Genomic DNA, 19,261 nt, shown 5'->3' with positions numbered 1-19,261 from the left:
ATTATAGCAGATATTATATATTGGGATATACAATTTCTTTTGCAGGCATCATATTTTATGAAAATAATTATTTCTGCGTAGCTTTTTCCCAGTCTGCCAGGAATCTTTCTATTCCCGTGTCAGTAAGCGGATGCTTCAGCATGTTCTTGAATACGCCGTATGGCACTGTTGCAATATGTGAGCCCGCAAGAGCCGCCTCAGTAACGTGCTGCGGATGTCTTATGCTTGCCGCTATGACCTGCGTATCTATGCCGTATGTGTCGAATATCCTCACTATGTCCTCTATTACGTCCATGCCCCTGTTGCCCACATCGTCAAGTCTTCCCACAAATGGGCTTACATACGAAGCTCCCGCCTTCGCCGCAAGCAGCGCCTGGTTTGCCGAAAACACAAGTGTCACATTTATCTTTATGCCCTCTTTCGAAAGCACCTTTACAGCCTTTAGTCCCTCATCTGTCATAGGCACCTTGATAACTACGTTGCTGTGTATCTTTGAAAGCTCTCTGGCCTCCTCTATCATCCCTTCGGCCTTTAGCGATATCACCTCTGCCGATACAGGCCCGTCCACTATCGAGGTTATTTCCTTGATTACCTCCTGGAAATCCCTGCCTTCTTTTGCCACAAGCGTCGGATTTGTCGTCACCCCGTCAAGAACCCCCCAAGAGTTGACTTCCCTTATCTCGTCTACATTCGCAGTATCGATGAAAAATATCATTTCTTATCCCCCCAGCAATATATATATGTTTTTGTTATATCTATAATTATATACCCAAATTCTTCTTCAATGCCAAAAAAACCGCCAAATGGCGGTTTTTTTATTTATCATAAGCCTAATATGTCCCTATATCGTTTAGGTACTTGTCCTTTGCAAGGTTATAGCTGTATATTATATCTACGGTCTTTTCCTCAACGTCCGCGAGCCTCTCCTGGGCTGCTATAACCTCTACTATTGTACCCGCAAAATCCGAAAGCCCCGATGATTTTATGCCCGAGGTTTCAAACGAGTACCCCTCCTCGTATCTTAGCTGCGCTATCGCCAGAGACTCTCTGGCATCCTCGACTATGCCGCCGGTGTACTCGAGCATCTGGGCTGCACATACAAGGCTCTCATACGACTGCCTTATCTGAGCGCTCGTATCCACCTGGCCCTTTTCAAGCTCGGCCTGGGCCTTTTCGAGCTTTACTTTCGCTTCCTTGTACTGGTAGGTGTTTTCAGGGTAGGGCCCCCTTGTCAGCTCAAAATTAAGCTTGTCCACCACGTACTGCGCCATTAGCTTTTGCATCTCTATCCTCTTTTCAAGCCCCTGGGCAAGCCCGGCATTCAGGTCAGCCTGCAGCGGGTCTGTCGAAAAGTCCTCTATGAGCCTGAGGCTTGTTGCCATGTCAATATTCATGACTCTCTTAAGCTCGATTTCGGCATTTTTCCTGTCCATTTGCGATTTCGTATACGCTGCGCTTAAGAGATTGAGCTGCACCCTCGAGAGCAGCATGTCATCCTTTGCCTTCATCCCCTCCTCATATGATGCCCTGGCCATCTCATATTGCCTCTTGGCCCTCTCGAGCGCCAGTCGTTTTATCTCCTCAATCCTGCTGGCCTTAAGCACATCGTAATACCTCTTTCTCGTTAGCAGCGCAACGCTTTTCCCTGCTATCTTGTAGCCCGATCCCGTTACGCTTTCCTGGAGCTGCGCCATTGTGGTAAGGAGCTTTGTAGATGAGCTCATGGAAAGATATCTGGACGCCGTGATGTCGAGCTTGTCCTTTATAGACTCATTGACATCCGCTATGCCGAGCTCCAGTTTAACGTCTCCTGATTCAATCGCATCTCTGGCTGGATTTATGACATTTTTTTCAAGTCCCGCCTTGTCGAGCCCGGAAAACTCCGGATGTTCCTCTAAAAGGCCGGCCACTGCAGCATTGCTGCCCGCAATGTCCCCGAGCTTTACACCTTCAGGCAGCTTTCCTGCAAGCTGTTCAAGGGCCCCGATGCTTTCAGATGCATCGCTGAGCCTGTTTTTCCCGTCGCTGAGCTTTTTCTCAGCCCTTTCCGCCATTTCCCTTGAAAGCGCAGCTGACCTTACATCTACATCTAACGATTTTAGGTCCATGTTGTTTTGCATTGCCAGTTCTATAGCCTGCTCAACGTCTATGCTTAGAACCTTCTCCTTCCCGGCGGCTCCGTCTGCCTCCTGCCCACTTGCATAAACCCCAGCGCCACAGTTTGAAGCCATCATGATCGCAGCCATCATAAGGCCGCATATTTTTCTTTTTAAATTCAAACAAAACACCTCCGCATCTATTCGAACGAATCGACTATGTCATTTTGCAACTTCTTAAGGAGTTTGCTCAGCAGTTCCTTCTCATCATCGCCTATACCCGCAGTCATCCTCCTGCTGAACTCTATGTGGTCATCCTTTACGCCTTCAAATAGCTTGCGCCCCTTCTGCGTTAGCAGGGCCTTCGTCGACCTCTTGTCTGATGGATTCAGGATTTTTTCCACAAGGCCTTCCTTCATCATGCGCTCTATGAGACCCGTCATGTTGGCCCTTGATACGAGCAGCTTCCTTCCAATCTCGCTGAATGGCATGCCTTCAGGCTCCTGCGAGAGAAGCAGCAGCACCAGGAATTTCGGCTCTGAAATCGAGTGCTTCTGGAAAAGCTCGTCGTACACAGCCCTCATTATGGCAGTAGTCTTTATCAGGTTGACTATTGTCTTGCCTGACATGTCCTCTATGAAATCGTAAGCCTCTAGAAAATCTGAAAGCTCCTTTTTATTCACGCTGCACCTCCGTCACTGCCGGCCCCGCCGGCTGATCTTTTTTTTATATGACCCGTCCTTTTTGACACGTAATAGCCCGCCGCGCCCCACGCGATCCCGAATGCCAGAAGCGACAAGAGTTCCCCTTTGAACTGGCCAAGCGGCACATTTTTCACAAGCACGTCCCTTATAGGCGACACCGCATACATTGCCGGCCATACAGCTCCGACGATGGCTCTTAGCGCAGGATTGAACTGCTCAAGCGGCCACACGTATCCTGCCGTCAGAAAAGTCGGCATTGAAAGCATCATGCAAAGCTGCGTGGCCCTCAGGGCGTCCCCAAGTGAGAACGCTATTATCGCTGCGACTCCGCTGAGCGCAATTAGCATCAAAAACACGTAAAAAGACGCAACGGCTATGCTGCCCGTAAAATCCATTCCCAGCGCATGCCTGCCAACGAGCATGCACAGCGAGTATACAAGGGCTCCAAGCAGAGAGAAGCCTGCGGCATTGAATGAAATCCTGCTCCGATCCAGGAGCTTTGGAGTCAGCGCCGACATGAAAAGCTGCTGCACCAGTATTATTATGAAACCCGGCATCATGTACATCTTGTATGTCAGCTTGGGATCGTACAGATTCCTTGATTCTATGTTTATGACCTTTGCCAGGTTCAGTGCTGTTTCAGGCATGAATCCCTTAGCCTCCATGGCCTTTATGCTCCCAGCTGCGCTTATGGTCGATAATATCTCGCTCGCCTTGGCCTGAGCGTTGTTAGCCACGGCTATATTCGAGCCGTCAACTATAACAGCGGCAGTTGGCGATTTGAGCGCTTTGACATCCTTTTCAAAACCCGCCGGTATATACAGCCCTATATGGGCCTTTTTCGCATCCAGCATTGTCTTTAGCTCTGCCGGCGAATCCGCATAACCGACAAGCTCGTATTTCTCACTCCTTTCGAACTGCGATACTACCATCCTTGATAGTTGGGAATTGTCATTGTCGCTCACTGCAAAAGGTATGGAATTGTAGTAGTCATTTAGATATATTCCGCCAAACAGCAGCGTGAAGAATATAGGCCCAGCCGTAAGTATTGCTATGCTTCGCTTTGTCGTGTCAATTTCAAGCTTGCCCGATAAGCCCTGCGGCTTTTTAATTGCAAAAAGAAGGGCTGCTGCCAGCGCCGCGCATGCAGCCAACAGTATATATACAATATCTAAGTTCAGGCTCTGCGACGCGCCTTTTATCATTATGTCCCTCAGGCTCTCGGCGTACCTTGTATACGGTATGAACCTGCCTGCAGTCTCATATGCCTGCGGCATGGCTCCAAGCGGCCAAGTGTATCCCGAAAGCATCGTGTTGGGAAGAAACAGCACAGCCGCAGCCTGAGCGCACGTCAGGCTGTTTTTTACAACGCACGATATTGCAATCCCCATAGCCGACACGCACAGAGCAAATGCAGCCGACAAGGCAATTGCAGCACCTGCGCTTCCGCGCAGCGGCACTCCGAATACAATTACCAGCATCGCTATGTTTATAACAAGAGACGAAAAACCAAGCGCCCAATAATAGCCTATCCGAAAGAGCACCTCTCTTGGACCCTCCATTTCCCTTCTTCGGCTCGCGGCTGCAGCCATTGCAAGGCCTGACTGGAGTATGCCGGCCATAATCCCCGGCATGAGAAACGACTTGTAGTCCCTCAACTCATTGTAGAGCAGCCTGCTTTTTATGTCCACTGCAAGTGCCGTATGAAGCGCCTGCTGAGAATTGAGCGAAAGCTTTGCCTGCAGAAGCTGCACTAGCGCCCCTGCCTTCACGCTCATAAGTATCTCGAAGGACTTTATCTTAGCCGCCGATGCTATTGCAAGCCTGCTGGCGTCTATGACAGTCAGCACCCTAGTCTGCTTTTGGCTTTTTATGTCACGCTCGAAATTATCCGGAATCACAAGCCCGAAATTGACATCACCTTTTTCAATGAGCTCCTCAATCTCGTAGGGACTCGAAGTATAATATCTGATGTCGAACGTCTCGGAATCGTCAAAATGCCCCACTATCTTTCTTGAAAGAGAACTGTTGTCACCCAGATATACGGCGGTTGGAATCTCCTTTATCGTCCTGTCCTGGAACATGACGCACAGCGCCGCTGTGACTATAACTGGTATCAGCAGGACCATCACAAAGTCCATATACCTTCTTTTCAGCCATTCCACACTTGCGCACCGCCTATTCCTTGAATTTTATTTTGGCGCTCATCCCCGGCCTTATGCCCTCAGCCGCTCCCTCGAGCTTTAGCTTGACTCCGTATGAGATGATGTCGTAGTTGCCGGATTCGTCGGTGCCCTTCTTGACTGCAAAATCAGGATTCTTGTTTATGCTGACGACCTTGGCCTCAAGCTGTTTGCCCGATAATGCCAGCACCTGCACCTGCGCATAGTCGCCTTCTTTAACCTTTTCAACCTTTGTCTCTTCTACGTCGACTACAAGCCACATGTCACTTGTGTCGCTTACAACAGCAATGCTCATTCCCGTTGACACGAGTTCACCTGCGTTTACAGCGACAGTAGTCACCGTGCCGTCTATCGGAGATTCGATTGTAGTATCGTCGATGTAGGCCATAACTTCGTCCAAGCCTGCCTGCGCCTGGTCATATTTTGCCTTTGCAGCCGATGCCATATTCATTGCCGATGCCGCCATGGCCTGCGCTCCGCTTATGTCCTCCGAGCGGGCCCCCTCGAGCGCCATGTCAAGATCCTGCCTGGCCACATCGAGCTGCAGCTTGACCTCGTCCCTTTTTTGCCTGGAGACCGCGCCTTTTTCATAGAGCCTCTCTACCCTTTCATAGGTCTGCTGCACGAAGTCCACAGCCGCCTGCGCCTTTGCGACTTCCTGCCTCCTGGCTCCGTTTTGCGCCTTTTCGACTTGGGCGTTCGCCGCGTCCACCTGGCTCAGCGCAGCGTTGTACTGGCTCAGCGCAGCATCAGCCTGAGCCTGCATCTGGTTTTTCTTGGCTACAAGCTCGTCGGAATCTATTATCGCAATGACGTCTCCCTTTTTAACCTCGTCTCCTTCCTCCACGAGCAGCTCAGCTACCCTGCCTGGTATCTTGGAGTTTATGTCGACCTCCACAGCCTCTATAGTGCCATGTAGCTCACTGTCCTTTTTAACATTCGCGCCCGAGCAGCCGCTCATCGGAAATATCATAGCCATTGCAAGCAGCAGCGCAAACACCTTCTTCATTTTCATATTTCATACCTCCCGCCAAATTGTTTACATGTTAATTATATTCCCGGATGGCATATTTGTAAATATGTTAACTAAATTCACATGCAAAAAGACAGAGGGACGGTTCTCTTGGCTCGTGAGCCAAGAGAACCGTCCCTCTGTCTTTTTGTCTTCATCTCATTTCATTTATTTAATCTTTATTATCCTGTCGGCGCTGAAGGAGCCAACGTTGTCCGTACCTATTACTGATATTATGTCGCCCCTGCTGAAGCCGCTCTCTCTGAGAGTGTCTCCGTCATAATCTTCCAGTGTCGTATTAGATGTGTATCTTACATATACGGTTTTCTTTGTAGAGCTGTCTGTCAGCTTTATTGTATCGTCACTTGTGCTTATGCTCTCTATTTCGCCTGTTATGGTTGATATTACAACCTGATCGTCAGCCTCTATAGTCTTTACTATGTCTGTCTCAAGCCTTAGCACAAGCTCGTAGTTGAGCCTAAGATCGTAAAGTCCTGCGCTCTTGCCGTCGATCTCCACCTCAAACTCAGGTGAAAGCTGGTATGTCACTAGCTTCTTGTCCTCGTCCTGTATGGTCACCTTTGGCTCTCCGGAGATAACTATTTCCTTGAGCACGCCCGTAACCTTACTCGTAACACTCTCGGCATCTATGGCCGTTATCACAGCATACTTGAGCGAAAGTGTTACATCATCCCCCACTCTGACGTCTGAAAGCTCGGCATCTTCGCCGTTTCTTTCAACATCGGCCTTGGAGTCGATGTTAAATCTGTAGTCCACATCATCGTCCTTCTTGTCTGTGATTATCATGTACTTGCCGTTTGAATCTATCTTTTTGACATATCCTGATGCGCTTCCGCTCTTGGAGAATGCCTCGACTTCAGTCACCGCTCCGCTTGCAACCTCGAAGGATACCTTGTCGTCCGCGCTGAGGCTGTACACATTTGACGCCTTGCCGTCGAGAGTAACCTTTATATTAGTGCCTACGGGATATTCCTTGTCACTGCCGTCGACCTCTATTACTACATAAGCCCTGTTCGAGCCGTCGCTTTCAAGCTTGAAGTATGTTTTTTGGAAGTAACCCTCCAGGTTTGAGCTGCTTGTGCTGCTTTCCTTTATTTCCACCGAATACAGCTTGTCTCCCGAAACCTCAAGCTCTACTTCCATTCCGCTTGCTATGTCGGAAATGCTGACTGCGCTCGAAACCTTGGTTACGGCTACCGCGCTTGATGTATTCTTGAAAGTAAGCTTTGTGCCAGCTGAATTTTCAACTATTAGCGTTATGCTGCCGTTGCTTTGAGACACCGAGTACACAGTGCCCTTGATTGATATGACGGCCTCGTCTGTTGGCGCTACAACAGGCTGGCTCGGTGTTCCCATTATGTCTGCGGTGAGCTTTAGCATTTTTGCCATCTCGCCTCTTTTTACTATACCGTAAGAGTTGAATAGAACGCTCGTGCTTGGATAGTTTGTCTGGCCGCTTACAATCTTCTTGTCCGCCATATAGCCTATGTATGGAAGCGCGCTCTTTGGTATCTTGTCTGCGTCCTCGAAATCCAGAACATAAACCTTGCTGTCGTCGCTAAAGCCAAGCGCCCTGCCAAGGTATACTGGAATCTCGTAGCGTTTTGCCTCAAGCTGCTTGTCTCCGCTCATCACATTCGTAAGTATGCTGCTTGGAACCAGGCCTTTTTGCATCGTAAATACGAGTGATTTTTGCGCCCATGCAGGTATTGCATATTTTTTGAAATCCGCCTCGTACAATGCTTTTGAGCTTGCATAAACGCTGTCAATCTCGGCAGATGAGTAAAGCCTTGATATCATAACTATTGCCTCGAGCCTGCTTACAGGCGCTTCAGGCTTGAATGTGCCGTCAGTATAGCCTGTGATTATTCCCTTGTTTACCATCTCATTAACGTATGCCTTCGACCAGTGGCTTGAAACGTCGCTCATTTCGGCTCCGAACGAAACCATTATAGTACTTAACACAAATATCACGGCTATTGCTATGGCCACCGCTCTTTTCATCCAATCTCTCATAACTGACCTCCCGCAAAATAATAATTTGCTGTTCTGTCACTTTTGACTGTCGCGGCCCTGCTTTTGAAAAAGCTTGCGCAGCGACTTCTTGCATAGTTGACTTGCTTTGATTATACTCTATTGCCAAAACAAAATCAATTCAGCCGCTAGTCACCTATGCTTACCGCCTTGTTGTAGTCAAGCACCGAAAGGCTGTATGCTGCTATCTCTCCATCATAGTCAATCTGGGCATAATATAGTATGTTTCTTGCCTGTCTGACATCGAGTATAGTCTTGTATCCGGCATCATAAGAAAGCTCGGTAAGTCGGAGCTGTTCCTTGGCCTTTTCAAGCTTGGCCTTCTTGAGGTCTATGTTTCTAAGGTTAGTGCTAATGTCGTTGTATTTGCCCCTTATGCCAAACTCCACCGAGAGCTTCATGCTATCAAGCGCCTTTTGGGCTTTCTTGAGGGCAAGTTCCTTCACCCTGTACACATAGGTGTTTGGAGTATAGACTATCTTGTTAGCTTCAAAGTCAAGCTGGGCCAGCTGCGCCCCATGCTGCGCGCTCTTGACGTCCAGCCTTTTTTCGAATGCGGCCTTTATGTCCTCCTCGACGTTGGCCGAGAACGTGGCCATGCTGTATGGGCTTGTAAGGACAAGCTCAGTCTGGAGAGGATAGCTCATAACAAGGTTAAGTCCCATAACAGCGTTCTGATAGGCGTTTTGGGCATTTTCCATGGTTGAAACTGCCTCATCGAGCGAAAGCTGGGCTATTATAAGGTCCGACTTTGAAACCACGCCAAGCTCGTACTTCTTGCTTACTATTTCAAGGCTCCTCTTTGTGTTGTCGAGATTGTCAGTAGCAGCGTCCAGCGCGCCCTTTGCGCTCATAACCCCGTAGTAAGCCCTTGTAGCATTGTATTTTATGTCCTCTATGCTCTTTTCCCTCTTTATCTTCTCTTCTTCAAGCGCGTAGGTCGCCGCTGTCGAGCTGACCTTCTTGTCGAGCTGGAAGCCTTCTACCGTTCCGCTTAGATACATGTATGTAGCAGAGTCACGGTCTGAATACCTCGACTCGCTTCTTTTTGCCTGCGAAAGCTCAACAGTTTTTGTCTCAAGCTCGAGATCAGCAATTTCTACTGCGCTCGAATTCTTAAGCGCATCTTCTATGGCTTTTTCAAGCGAAAGCTGCACAGGCTTAGCTACTTCTGTAGTAGCTTCAGTTGCTTCAGTTGCTTCAGTGGCAGCTACTTCTGCAGCAGGCGTCTCCTGCGCATATGTCATTATGCTCGAAGCCAGCACGAGAAATCCTGCCACAAGAGCTATTACGCTTCGTTTCATTCGTTTTGACAATATCATAATATCCTACACCCCTTTTCTGTCTCTTATTATACCCACTTTTTCTGCAAAGCTTCTAATTTTTACTGTCCAGTCATCGAATATTGTATATACCACCGGAATGAACGCAAGCGTCAGCAGTGTCGAAAGCGCAAGGCCGCCAATTACTACTGTCGCCATAGGCGCCTGAGTAGCGGCTCCCTCGCCTATTCCCAGGGCAAGCGGCAGCAGTCCAAGCAGAGTAGTCATAGTGGTCATCAGTATCGGCCTGAATCTTGTAAAGCCTGCCTTGACAACGGCATCCTGCCTGTCCATCCCCCTGCTTCTTAGCTGGTTTATATAGTCCACAAGTACTATGGCGTTGTTTACGACTATTCCCGAGAGCATGATTACGCCTATGAAAGCCGGAACCGAAAGCGCCCTTCCAGTCAGGAACAGCGCCAGGAATCCTCCCGAGAGCGCAAACGGCACCGAAAGCATTACTGTAAGCGGGTGAATCAGCGATTCAAACTGCGATGCCAGTATCATGTAGACAATGACTATAGAGAGCAACAGGGCAAGGAAAAGGCTCGAAAAGGCCTCCATCATATCCTGCTGCTGCCCCTTGAACTCGTAGCTGTACCCGGCTGGCAGCTGGTAGCCGCTCAGTTTTGATTCTATCTCGTCAGTCACCGACTTAAGATCCCTTCCGCTAAGCTGCGAGCCCACGCTGACAGTCCTGGTCTGGTTGATCCTTGTTATCTGGGTTGGCGAATTGCCGTAGTCTATGTCCGCAATCTGGCCAAGCGCCACCGAAGTGCCTGAATTCGAGCTTATGAGTATCTGCTTCATGTTTTCAACAGAGTCTTTCACCCTGTCGTTCATGGACACGTTGACGTCAATCTCATCGCTGCCTGTTTTGAGGGTCGTGGCCTTGACGCCTTCCACAGATGCCTCGAGCGCGCTTGCCGCCTCGCTTGCGGTTATCCCGTAATGTGATGCACGGTTTCGATCGATCGAAACCCTGACCTCAGGGTCTCCCTCCTTGGTGCTGCTTGAAACCTCGGCCGTACCCGGAACTTTTTTGACTATCTCTTCAATATCCGCCCCTATTGCCTTCAGGGTGTCTATGTCGTCACCCCTTATTTCTATTTCTATCGCCGAGCCTGTTGGTCCCATTCCCATGCTGGAAGCCTCAGTTACAGTAATCTTGGCTCCGGCTATGCCCTGCGCCTTTTCCCTTACATCCTCAACAATTTCCTCTGTCGACCTCTTCCTGTCCTTTTGATTTACAAGCATTACGTTTACCGTTGAAGAGTTGGATGCTGTGAGGCTGAAACCCTCTGTAGAGCCAACGTTTGAGAATACCTTCTCCCTTTCCGGTATTCCCTCGACTATCTCCTCAATCCTTTGCACATATGCGTCCGAGTCCTCAAGGCTTGTGCCAAAAGGCGTCTCTATTGTGACGGTAAACTGGCCCTGGTCCTCCTTGGGAAAGAACTCTCCGCCTACAAACGCGACGGATATCACAGATGCCACAAACACTCCAAGTGCAGCAATTACAGTAGTCTTTCTGTGAGAAAGCACAAAATGAAGCAGCTTGCTGTACTTGCTGTCAATAGAGTCAATAAGCCTAGAGAACATGTCGAGAAATTTCCCTATGCAAACCCCCTTGTGCCTTCTCTGCTTGACCTCGCCCACCTCGAGTACCTGCGATGCCATCATGGGCACCACTGTAAGCGCCACTACAAGCGATGCCAGCAGCGAGAATACTACAGTGAAAGAGAGCTGCTTGAATATTATAGCTGTGAAACCCTGTACGAACACTATTGGAAGGAATACGGCTATGGTAGTCATTGTAGATGCGGTTATTGCCATACCAACCTCCCTGGCTCCCGCTACTGCCGCCTCCCCCTTGCTGTAGCCCTGTTCCCTGAACCTGTAGACGTTTTCAAGTACAACTATTGAGTTGTCCACCAGCATTCCTATGCCTAGCGCCAATCCGCCAAGTGATATCAGATTTATTGTAAGTCCCGTAAAATACATCAGTGCAAAGGTTGAAATTATTGATATCGGTATAGCTATTCCGACTATAAAAGTTGACCTGATGTTCCTGAGGAACAAAAATAGCACTACGACAGCCAGCAGCCCACCGGCCACAGCATTTGATGTCACGTTGTCAATTGACTTGTTTATGAACTCCGACTGGTCCGAGCCGACAACAAATTCTATCTCCGGATGATCTTCCGTTACTCGCGAAAGCTCCTCAAGAACATTCTTTGCAACATTTACAGTATTTGCAACTGACTGCTTTGTTATTGATATCCCTATGCTGTTTTTCCCGTTAAGCCTTGAAAGGCTTGTCTGCTCCTTGTAGCCGAGCTTGACCGATGCTATGTCTGAAAGCCTTACAACGCCGTCTCCGCGCAGCGATATGGGCAGCTCAGCTATTTCATCAACACTCTTGAATTCGGCTGTAGTCCTTACAAGCAGCTCTTTGTCCCCGTTGTTTACATTTCCACCCGGCAGGTTCAGGTTCTCGGATCGCAGAGCATTTCTGATGTCGCCAATCGACAGCCCGTAGCCAGAGAGTTTTTCCGGGTCGAGCTCTATCCTTACCTCAGTCTCCTCTCCTCCGGAGATATCTACCGAAGCCACTCCCTCAAGCCTTTCAAATCTCGAAAGAATGTCGTCCTCTACCAGAGTCTTGAGCTCGCCTGTCTCCATGTTCGAAGATGCGCCTATCTGGATTACAGGCTGGGCATTCGGGTCAATCTTGAGCACAAGCGGAGCCGACGAATCGTCCGGTAGCGCTCCCTTGACCATGTCCACCTTCTCCCTCATCTCGAGGGCTGCAAAATCCATGTCGGTCCCGTATTCGAACTCTACAACTATTATCGAGTTGCCCTCCCTCGAGTACGATGATATGTTCTTCAGATCCCTTACTGTAGCCAAAGACTGCTCCAGCGGCTTTGTGACAAGCGTCTCCATCTCCTGCGGGGCGACGCCCTTGTAGTCTACTGAAACTATAGCCACGGGCACCTCAAGCTCCGGATAGAGATCAACTGGCAGCTTGAAAAGTGACACCGTTCCAATGAGAACAGCTATGAGCATGAACATCAGCGTCGTGACAGGCCTTTTTACGGACATACTTGGCAAATTCATTACTCGGCACTCTCCTGTCCGCTTATTTTGACTTTTGAACCGTCGTCAAGATAGTTTTGCCCCTTGACAGCTACCTGCTCGCCCTTTTTGACGCCGCTTATTATCCTTGCAAATTTGCCATCGTCGATTCCGGTTTCAACCTTTCTCGACCTCGCCTCGCCGCCCTCTATGACAAACACCTGCTTTTCTCCGCCTTTTACAATTACGGCATCCGACGGAACGCTGAGCACGCTTTTTTCACCTTCCGTGGCTATGTCAACCTCGGCAAACATGCCGGCCTTTATCATGCCTTGCGGATTTTCAAGCTCTATCTTTATGGGATACGTCATCGACCCGCTTGCAGTTGCACTAGACAAGGCCGTAATCCTGCCTTTGAAAGGCTTTGACGATGCTGACTTTATCCTGACGTCCAGCTCTTCGCCCCTATTTATCTTGTTTATTAGATACTCAGAAACAGTCGCATCCATCTGAACTCTGGATGAATCCGTTATTACTATAGACGCCATTCCCTGTGGCGGCATGCTGCCCTTTTGAACATTCACGAGTGCTACAGTGCCCGATATCGGAGCCCGCACAACTGCGTTGTCAAGCATTATGCCAGCGCTTTGGACTGCCGCCTGAGCGCTCTCCACGCCGTAGCTTGCCATCTCAAGGTCCTGATCCATGGCCTGAAGCTGCATATTCTCGTACGCCTGTTTTGATATGGCGCCCTGCTCATACAGCATCCTGTTCCTCTCGAGGTTGAGCTTGGCATTGGCCGAAGCCTGCTGCGCTTTTTCGTAGCCGGCTCTTGAAGAATTGTACGCTGCCTGTGCCTGCTGATAACCAGCCCTGAGGCTGTCGCTGTCCATCGTGAAGAGTATGTCCCCGGCGCTTACATAGTCGCCTATCTCCACATTGACGCTTTCTATCTGGCTCTGCAGCTTTGCCGAAACCCCAGCTTCCTGGATTGGGCTTATCTTTCCTGAAATGACCGTAGTCAAAGTTATGTCTCTCTCCTGCACAGGCTCCACCTGGACGCTTATTGCCTTGTCGGCATCTGACGATGCCTGCTCTTTCTTGCTGCAGCCTCCGAAAACTGCTGTTGCCGCCAGAAGCGCCGCAATCAGAATACAAATTTTCCTTATTTTCATGGATTCAACCCTCCAGTTTCCGACTCGAAAGTCGGATGATTGTACAAAATAAATTTTATATCCAAAACGCCTCAATGTCAATATTTTCCGTCATTATCAGTACGTTCCGCAAGCTGCTTGTCTGACTGGAATTGCCTATACGCCGCACTCCAGCTTTTGCTTCATGAAATCCATAAGGCCAGCTCTGAGGTCGTCCCTTTTGAGCGCAAAATCTATTGTGGCCTGGAGGTATCCCATCTTGTCGCCCACGTCATATCGTCTCCCCTCGAACACATAAGCGTGCATACTAGACTCCTTGGCAAGCACGTTGAGAGCGTCTGTGAGCTGTATCTCCCCGCCCTTGCCAGGCTTTGTATTCCTTAGTATTTCGAATATCTGCGGGGTTATTATATATCTTCCAAGTATTGCAATCTCCGAAGGCGCATTTGCCGGATCCGGCTTTTCTACAAGGCTGTTTACCCTATAGGCTCCCTTGCCGACCTCGTAACCGTCAACTATGCCATACTTGTTTACATCCTCTCTTGCCACGCTCTGCACCCCAAGTATGGATGTCCCGTACTCATCGTATGCTCCTATGAGCTGCTTCAGACACGGCGTCTTTGCATCGACAATGTCGTCTCCCAAAAGCACCGCAAAAGGCTCATCGCCTATGAAGCTCCTGGCGCAGTATACAGCGTGGCCAAGTCCCAGCGGCTCCTTCTGCCTTATGTAGTAGATGTTGGCCATATCGGATATGCCTCTTACAAGCTCGAGAAGGTCGTCCTTGCCCTTTTTTTCAAGCTCAAGCTCGAGCTCCACGGACTTGTCGAAGTGGTCCTCTATGCTTTTTTTATTCCTTCCGGTTATTATCAGTATCTCCTCAATGCCCGAATTCACAGCTTCTTCTATAATGTATTGCAATGTGGGCTTGTCAACTATGGGTAGCATCTCCTTTGGCTGAGCCTTAGTTGCAGGAAGGAATCTCGTTCCAAGGCCGGCAGCAGGTATTACCGCCTTTTTCACTTTTTTTATCATGTACAGCACCTCCATAATCTCTCTTCAATGATGCACTTCTATACAATTATATGCTGAATATCTGTATACCGAATGTCATATTATCCCATCATCAATTATACCATAAAAAACCACTGCAAAAAAGAAAAAAGGAGAAGCTTGCGCTTCTCCTAAGGGAGTACTTTCAATGGCGTTTGTTTATTGAAGTTGTTCTATTCTGGTTCTATGATCCCGTAGTTTCCAGCCTTACGCTTGTAAACCACGTTGGTCTCGTCAGTATCTGCATTGATAAACACGTAGAAATCTTGTCCCGAGAGCTCCATTTGAAGCACTGCCTCTTCCTCCATCATAGGTTTGAGGCCTATTCTCTTTCTTCTTACTATCTTTGATTCAGCCTTTGCATCCTCGCCTTCCTCAACAACGTAAGGCTCTATGTTTTCAAATCTTATTGTCTTGTGTTCCTTGGTTTGAAGCTTTTCCTTGTACTTTCTGAGCTGTCTTGCCAGCTTGTCAACAACAAGGTCTATGGCTACATAAAGGTTCTCCTGAACCTCTTCGCCCCTAAGTATTGAACCGTCCACTGGAATTGTAACTTCTATCTTCTGAAGGTTCTTCTGAGTGCTAAGCGTTGCAGTAGCCTCTATCTCCTTGTTGAAATACTTCTCCAACTTGCTTAGCTTAGACTCGACTGAGCTTTGTAGTGCATCCGTTATTTGTATGTTTTTTCCGCTTACTGTTACTTTCATAATTACATCCCCCTTCTGTGGCTTTCGTGTTGCCTATTAAATAGTTACCCCGAGCCATGCTTTTTAAATCACACTTTTATTTTTTGCCTTTTATCCTCTTGAGCCTGAAAAAATCCTCGCGGTCCTTCTCCTCGAGCACCTCCTGTATATACTTGGCCTGAGCCTTGTACCTTGGAATCTGAACGTTCTCGAGCGCATTTGCCCTCCGCTGCGTCTTTTTTATCTCAACCGCAAGCCGATACACAGAGTTTTCAACCTGCGCCAGCTCGTATATCAGATATTTCACCTGCCTGAAGTTTCTTATGGCTATGTCAAAGGCCGGGTTTGTCCTGAAAAAGCCGTAGTTTGGGGTGACCGGATGCTTTTCATATTTTACGCTTGGAATCTCTACTCCCATTACGCTCTTCATTAGTATTTCGTAGTCCTCGTCCTTTTGTATCGAAAGGGCAAGATCCTCGACGTACTCCATGCCAAATGACACATTGACCATCTCAAGCGCCTTGTACGCGTCGGAAAAAACTATAGCTATCTCCGCTTGTATCTCCTTTGACCTGTCAACCAGTGTCATCATCTCGCGTATCAGCACGTTCCTTTTCTTGTCGAGAAGCTCGAAGGCCTTTTGCGAAAATTCAAGGGAGCTTTTGAGCCTCATGAGATTCGCTTTGGTTGCGGCTGTCTGTACATTCATGCGTCATCACCCCTGCTTTTGGGACGGCAGATATTTTTTGATGGTTTCGGGCTTAAGCCTGTCGAGCTCCTCTACAGGCATTATGTCTGCAATTTCCCACCCCATATCGAGAGTCTCGCCAATCTCCCTGTTCTCGTTGAAGTCCTGGGCAAGGAACACCTCCTCAAACCTTCTTCCAAAATCCATGTATTTCCGGTCAAGCTCCGAGAGCTCCTCCTCGCCTATTATCTGGGCCAGCGCCCTTACATCCTGGACCCTCGAGTAGAGTGAAAACAGCTGGTTCGCTATCTCATCGTGGTCCTCCCTTGTGAAGCCTTCCCCTATGCCGTCCTTCATGAGCCTTGAAAGCGACGGCAGCACGTTTATAGGCGGGTATATGTTCTTCTGGAACAGGTCACGCGAGAGCACGACCTGCCCTTCCGTGATATAGCCCGTAAGGTCCGGCACGGGATGCGTTATGTCGTCGCTTGGCATAGTCAGCATGGGCAGAAGCGTTATTGAACCCTTCTTGCCTTTTATCATGCCCGCCCTTTCGTATAGCATGGCAAGGTCGCTGTAGAGATAGCCCGGGTATCCCTTTCTCGATGGGACCTCCTCCCTCGCCGCCGATATCTCCCTAAGCGCCTCGCAGTAGCTTGTCATGTCAGTTAGTATTACTAGTATGTGCATGTCCTTTTCAAATGCCAGATATTCCGCGGCTGTAAGCGCGCACCTTGGAAGTGAGAGCCTCTCAACCACCGGATCATCCGCCAGGTTTATGAACATTAGAACCCGCTCGAGCGCTCCGGACTGCTCGAATGTCTTTCTGAAAAAGTCGGCGTCATCGTGCTTTACTCCCATTGCCGCAAATATCACGGCAAAGCTCTCGTTTCCCTGCGTTCCCACCTTGGCCTGCTTTACTATCTGGGCCGCAAGCTCGTTGTGCGAAAGTCCGTTGCCCGAGAATATGGGTAGCTTTTGCCCCCTTATTAGCGTAGTCATGCAGTCTATCGCCGATATGCCCGTTTGTATGAAGTCCCTGGGGTATTCGCGGGCAACCGGGTTTATCGGATTGCCGTTGACGTTGTGCTTTTCCTTGCTGAATATCTGCGGCCCGCCGTCTATAGGGCGGCCCACGCCGTCGAACACCCTTCCGAGCACATCCTCGGAGAGCGCTATTTCAAGAGGCTTGCCCGTGAAGTATACTCTCGAGTTCGTTGTTGATATGCCTGAGGTGCCTTCGAAAACCTGGGCTATGACAACGTCCTTGTCGACCTTTACAACCTTCCCGCTTCTTTTTTTCTGGCCGTCTATTGTTATGTCTATTATCTCACCGTATGAGACTCCCTGGATGCCCGAGAGCATAATAAGAGGGCCTTCTATCTTGTCTAGCATCAAGTATTCCTTTTTCATAATGTCAGTATCCCCCCTACTCCTCGTATCTTCTGTAGAGCTCCTCGTAGTAGCTTTCAATGTCCTGTCTTAGCTGTTCAAAGCCTTCGAGGTTGTCGTTTGGTATGTTGTATTTCATCTTGACTATCTGGGCAAAAAGCATGTCGTCCTTTGCCTGCGATATTGGTATGCCATCCTTGACGGCCTTGCTGGCTTTTTCATAGAGCAGGTTTATGGTCCTGAGCATAAGGTACTGCTTCTGCAGAGGCACGTAAGTGTCCTCCTTGTGCATGGCGTTTTGCTGCAGGAAGCCGTTTTTTATTATCCTTGAAATCTCTATTACCAGCCTTTGCGAGTCGGGAAGCACATCCTCGCCTACAAGCTCGACTATCTCCATGAGCTTTTTTTCCTCGTGCAGCAGCTCGAGCATCTTGGCTCTCAGGCTTACGATGTCCTCAGCCACGTTGTCCTTGAACCAGTTCGAGAGCATCTTTATGTAGCCGCTGTAGCTGCTCAGGTAGTTTATGGCCGGATAATGCCTTGCGTATGCCAGGTTCCTGTCAAGCGCAAGGAATGCGTTGACAAACCTCTTTGTGTTTTCAGTCACCGGCTCCGAAAAGTCGCCCCCGGGCGGCGAGACTGCTCCGATTACAGTCACCGATCCCTCGCTGCCAGAGAGCGTCTTTACATACCCCGCCCTCTCATAAAACTGCGCCAGCCTCGAAGGCAAATATGCCGGATACCCTTCCTCTGCAGGCATCTCCTCGAGCCTTCCCGATATCTCCCTAAGGGCCTCGGCCCATCTCGAGGTCGAGTCTGCCATTATTGCAACGTGGTATCCCATGTCCCTGTAGTATTCTGCCATAGTGATCCCGGTGTATATGCTGGCCTCCCTTGCCGCAACCGGCATGTTGGAGGTGTTGGCTATGAGCACAGTCCTTTCCATGAGAGGCCTGCCGCTTTTGGGGTCCATTAGCTTTGGAAAGTCCTCGAGCACCTCTGTCATCTCGTTGCCGCGCTCGCCGCAGCCGATGTATACTATTATGTCAGCATCAGACCACTTGGCAAGCTGGTGCTGTGTCATGGTCTTTCCCGTGCCGAAGCCCCCCGGCAGTGCGGCCGTTCCGCCCTTGCCCAGCGGAAAGAACACATCGAGCACTCGCTGTCCCGTAATCAGCGGCTGCTCTATCGACATCCTCCGCTGCATGGGCCTTGGCTCCCTTACTGGCCACTCCTGGTAAAGCCTGAGGCTGCGAGTCACGCCATTATTATCCTCGAGACTTACTATCTCATCCTCTAATCTGTATTTTCCATTCTCGGCCACTTTCACGACCTTGCCCGACATCTCCGGAGGCACCATAAGCCTGTGCTCTATGAGGCTGCTCTCCTGGACAGTTGCATATATGCTGCCCGGCACGAGCTCATCGCCTTCGCTCACCTTGAGCTCCACCTGCCAGAGCGCATCCGGATCTATTGATATAAGCCCAATGCCTTCCGATATGAAATTGCCCGATATCTTTTCAATCTTTTGGAGCGGTCTTTGTATGCCGTCGAAAATATTGCCTATTATGCCTGGCCCGAGCTTGAGTGAAAGCGCCTTGCCCGTTGGCACAACCTCCTCTCCCGCCTTTAGCCCCTCCGTCTCTTCATAGACCTGTATTATGGCCTTGTCCGAATCTATAGATATGACCTCGCCAAGGAGCTTTTTGTCTCCAACCATGACCATCTCCCTGACCTTGAAGCCCCTGACGCCTTCGGCCCTTACGACAGGTCCGTTAATCATGGCTACCCTGGCCGCCTTGACCTTCCCAATATCCATGGCCATATCCTGCATT

General features: G+C 49.3%; 14 protein-coding genes. All 14 read right to left on the bottom strand.

From position 1 onward, the window contains the following. Nucleotides 1–67: 67 nt before the first annotated feature. The 14 genes from fsa to EAL2_RS01720 all read right to left on the bottom strand — a co-directional run bounded on the left by fsa (nucleotide 68) and on the right by EAL2_RS01720 (nucleotide 19,245). The gene (gene fsa, locus EAL2_RS01785) at nucleotides 68–715 is read right to left on the bottom strand and encodes a fructose-6-phosphate aldolase (protein ID WP_025434709.1); all 648 of its coding nucleotides are present in this window, start codon (nucleotides 713–715) and stop codon (nucleotides 68–70) included. A 115-nt stretch (nucleotides 716–830) separates the two neighbouring features. Continuing rightward, complete coding sequence (locus EAL2_RS01780) at nucleotides 831–2,279, bottom strand: TolC family protein (RefSeq protein WP_025434708.1); 1,449 nt, start codon at nucleotides 2,277–2,279, stop codon at nucleotides 831–833. A gap of 17 nt (nucleotides 2,280–2,296) precedes the next feature. After that, nucleotides 2,297–2,779, bottom strand: coding sequence for a MarR family winged helix-turn-helix transcriptional regulator (locus tag EAL2_RS01775; RefSeq protein ID WP_025434707.1), 483 nt, complete (start codon nucleotides 2,777–2,779; stop codon nucleotides 2,297–2,299). Then, nucleotides 2,776–4,941, bottom strand: coding sequence for an ABC transporter permease (locus tag EAL2_RS01770; protein WP_207641143.1), 2,166 nt, complete (start codon nucleotides 4,939–4,941; stop codon nucleotides 2,776–2,778). The genes EAL2_RS01775 and EAL2_RS01770 overlap by 4 nt, the downstream gene beginning before the upstream one ends. Nucleotides 4,942–4,978: 37 nt before the next feature. Continuing rightward, nucleotides 4,979–5,998, bottom strand: coding sequence for an HlyD family secretion protein (locus tag EAL2_RS01765; protein ID WP_025434705.1), 1,020 nt, complete (start codon nucleotides 5,996–5,998; stop codon nucleotides 4,979–4,981). A gap of 165 nt (nucleotides 5,999–6,163) precedes the next feature. Further along, nucleotides 6,164–8,032, bottom strand: coding sequence for an S-layer homology domain-containing protein (locus tag EAL2_RS01760; protein WP_025434704.1), 1,869 nt, complete (start codon nucleotides 8,030–8,032; stop codon nucleotides 6,164–6,166). 146 nt (nucleotides 8,033–8,178) lie between these two features. After that, entirely contained in the window at nucleotides 8,179–9,354 is a 1,176-nt protein-coding gene (locus EAL2_RS01755; RefSeq protein ID WP_158408872.1) for a TolC family protein, read from the bottom strand. A 24-nt stretch (nucleotides 9,355–9,378) separates the two neighbouring features. After that, nucleotides 9,379–12,495: an efflux RND transporter permease subunit gene (locus EAL2_RS01750; RefSeq protein WP_025434702.1), complete on the bottom strand. Its 3,117-nt coding sequence runs from the start codon at nucleotides 12,493–12,495 to the stop codon at nucleotides 9,379–9,381. Continuing rightward, entirely contained in the window at nucleotides 12,495–13,628 is a 1,134-nt protein-coding gene (locus EAL2_RS01745) for an efflux RND transporter periplasmic adaptor subunit (protein ID WP_025434701.1), read from the bottom strand. Before EAL2_RS01745 ends, EAL2_RS01750 begins: the two co-directional genes overlap by 1 nt. Nucleotides 13,629–13,763: 135 nt before the next feature. Then, on the bottom strand, nucleotides 13,764–14,642 hold the full coding sequence (gene galU, locus EAL2_RS01740; protein ID WP_038601590.1) for a UTP--glucose-1-phosphate uridylyltransferase GalU: 879 nt from the start codon (nucleotides 14,640–14,642) through the stop codon (nucleotides 13,764–13,766). A 191-nt stretch (nucleotides 14,643–14,833) separates the two neighbouring features. Beyond that, nucleotides 14,834–15,367 carry a ribosome hibernation-promoting factor, HPF/YfiA family gene (gene hpf / locus EAL2_RS01735; protein ID WP_025434699.1) on the bottom strand — a complete coding sequence of 178 codons (534 nt, stop codon included), beginning with the start codon at nucleotides 15,365–15,367 and terminating at the stop codon, nucleotides 14,834–14,836. A gap of 76 nt (nucleotides 15,368–15,443) precedes the next feature. Further along, a complete protein-coding gene (locus EAL2_RS01730; RefSeq protein ID WP_025434698.1) occupies nucleotides 15,444–16,055 on the bottom strand; it encodes a V-type ATP synthase subunit D in 612 nt (203 codons plus the stop codon). A gap of 6 nt (nucleotides 16,056–16,061) precedes the next feature. After that, on the bottom strand, nucleotides 16,062–17,447 hold the full coding sequence (locus tag EAL2_RS01725; RefSeq protein WP_025434697.1) for a V-type ATP synthase subunit B: 1,386 nt from the start codon (nucleotides 17,445–17,447) through the stop codon (nucleotides 16,062–16,064). Nucleotides 17,448–17,463: 16 nt separating this feature from the next. Further along, nucleotides 17,464–19,245: a V-type ATP synthase subunit A gene (locus tag EAL2_RS01720; protein ID WP_025434696.1), complete on the bottom strand. Its 1,782-nt coding sequence runs from the start codon at nucleotides 19,243–19,245 to the stop codon at nucleotides 17,464–17,466. Nucleotides 19,246–19,261: the final 16 nt, after the last annotated feature.

The organism is Peptoclostridium acidaminophilum DSM 3953, from assembly GCF_000597865.1.
GTDB classification, from domain to species: domain Bacteria; phylum Bacillota; class Clostridia; order Peptostreptococcales; family Peptostreptococcaceae; genus Peptoclostridium_A; species Peptoclostridium_A acidaminophilum.
This window is presented reverse-complemented; position numbering and strand designations above follow the sequence as displayed.

Excerpts from the sequence above, each read along its gene's own strand:
- EAL2_RS01755 (WP_158408872.1), bottom strand. The coding sequence starts at position 9,354 with ATGAAACGAAGCGTAATAGCTCTTGTGGCAGGATTTCTCGTGCTGGCT.
- EAL2_RS01765 (WP_025434705.1), bottom strand. The coding sequence starts at position 5,998 with ATGAAAATGAAGAAGGTGTTTGCGCTGCTGCTTGCAATGGCTATGATA.
- EAL2_RS01750 (WP_025434702.1), bottom strand. The coding sequence starts at position 12,495 with ATGAATTTGCCAAGTATGTCCGTAAAAAGGCCTGTCACGACGCTGATG.
- galU (WP_038601590.1), bottom strand. The coding sequence starts at position 14,642 with ATGATAAAAAAAGTGAAAAAGGCGGTAATACCTGCTGCCGGCCTTGGA.
- EAL2_RS01725 (WP_025434697.1), bottom strand. The coding sequence starts at position 17,447 with ATGAAAAAGGAATACTTGATGCTAGACAAGATAGAAGGCCCTCTTATT.
- EAL2_RS01760 (WP_025434704.1), bottom strand. The coding sequence starts at position 8,032 with ATGAGAGATTGGATGAAAAGAGCGGTGGCCATAGCAATAGCCGTGATA.
- EAL2_RS01730 (WP_025434698.1), bottom strand. The coding sequence starts at position 16,055 with ATGAATGTACAGACAGCCGCAACCAAAGCGAATCTCATGAGGCTCAAA.
- EAL2_RS01745 (WP_025434701.1), bottom strand. The coding sequence starts at position 13,628 with ATGAAAATAAGGAAAATTTGTATTCTGATTGCGGCGCTTCTGGCGGCA.
- hpf (WP_025434699.1), bottom strand. The coding sequence starts at position 15,367 with ATGAAAGTAACAGTAAGCGGAAAAAACATACAAATAACGGATGCACTA.
- EAL2_RS01770 (WP_207641143.1), bottom strand. The coding sequence starts at position 4,941 with ATGGACTTTGTGATGGTCCTGCTGATACCAGTTATAGTCACAGCGGCG.
- EAL2_RS01720 (WP_025434696.1), bottom strand. The coding sequence starts at position 19,245 with ATGGATATTGGGAAGGTCAAGGCGGCCAGGGTAGCCATGATTAACGGA.
- fsa (WP_025434709.1), bottom strand. The coding sequence starts at position 715 with ATGATATTTTTCATCGATACTGCGAATGTAGACGAGATAAGGGAAGTC.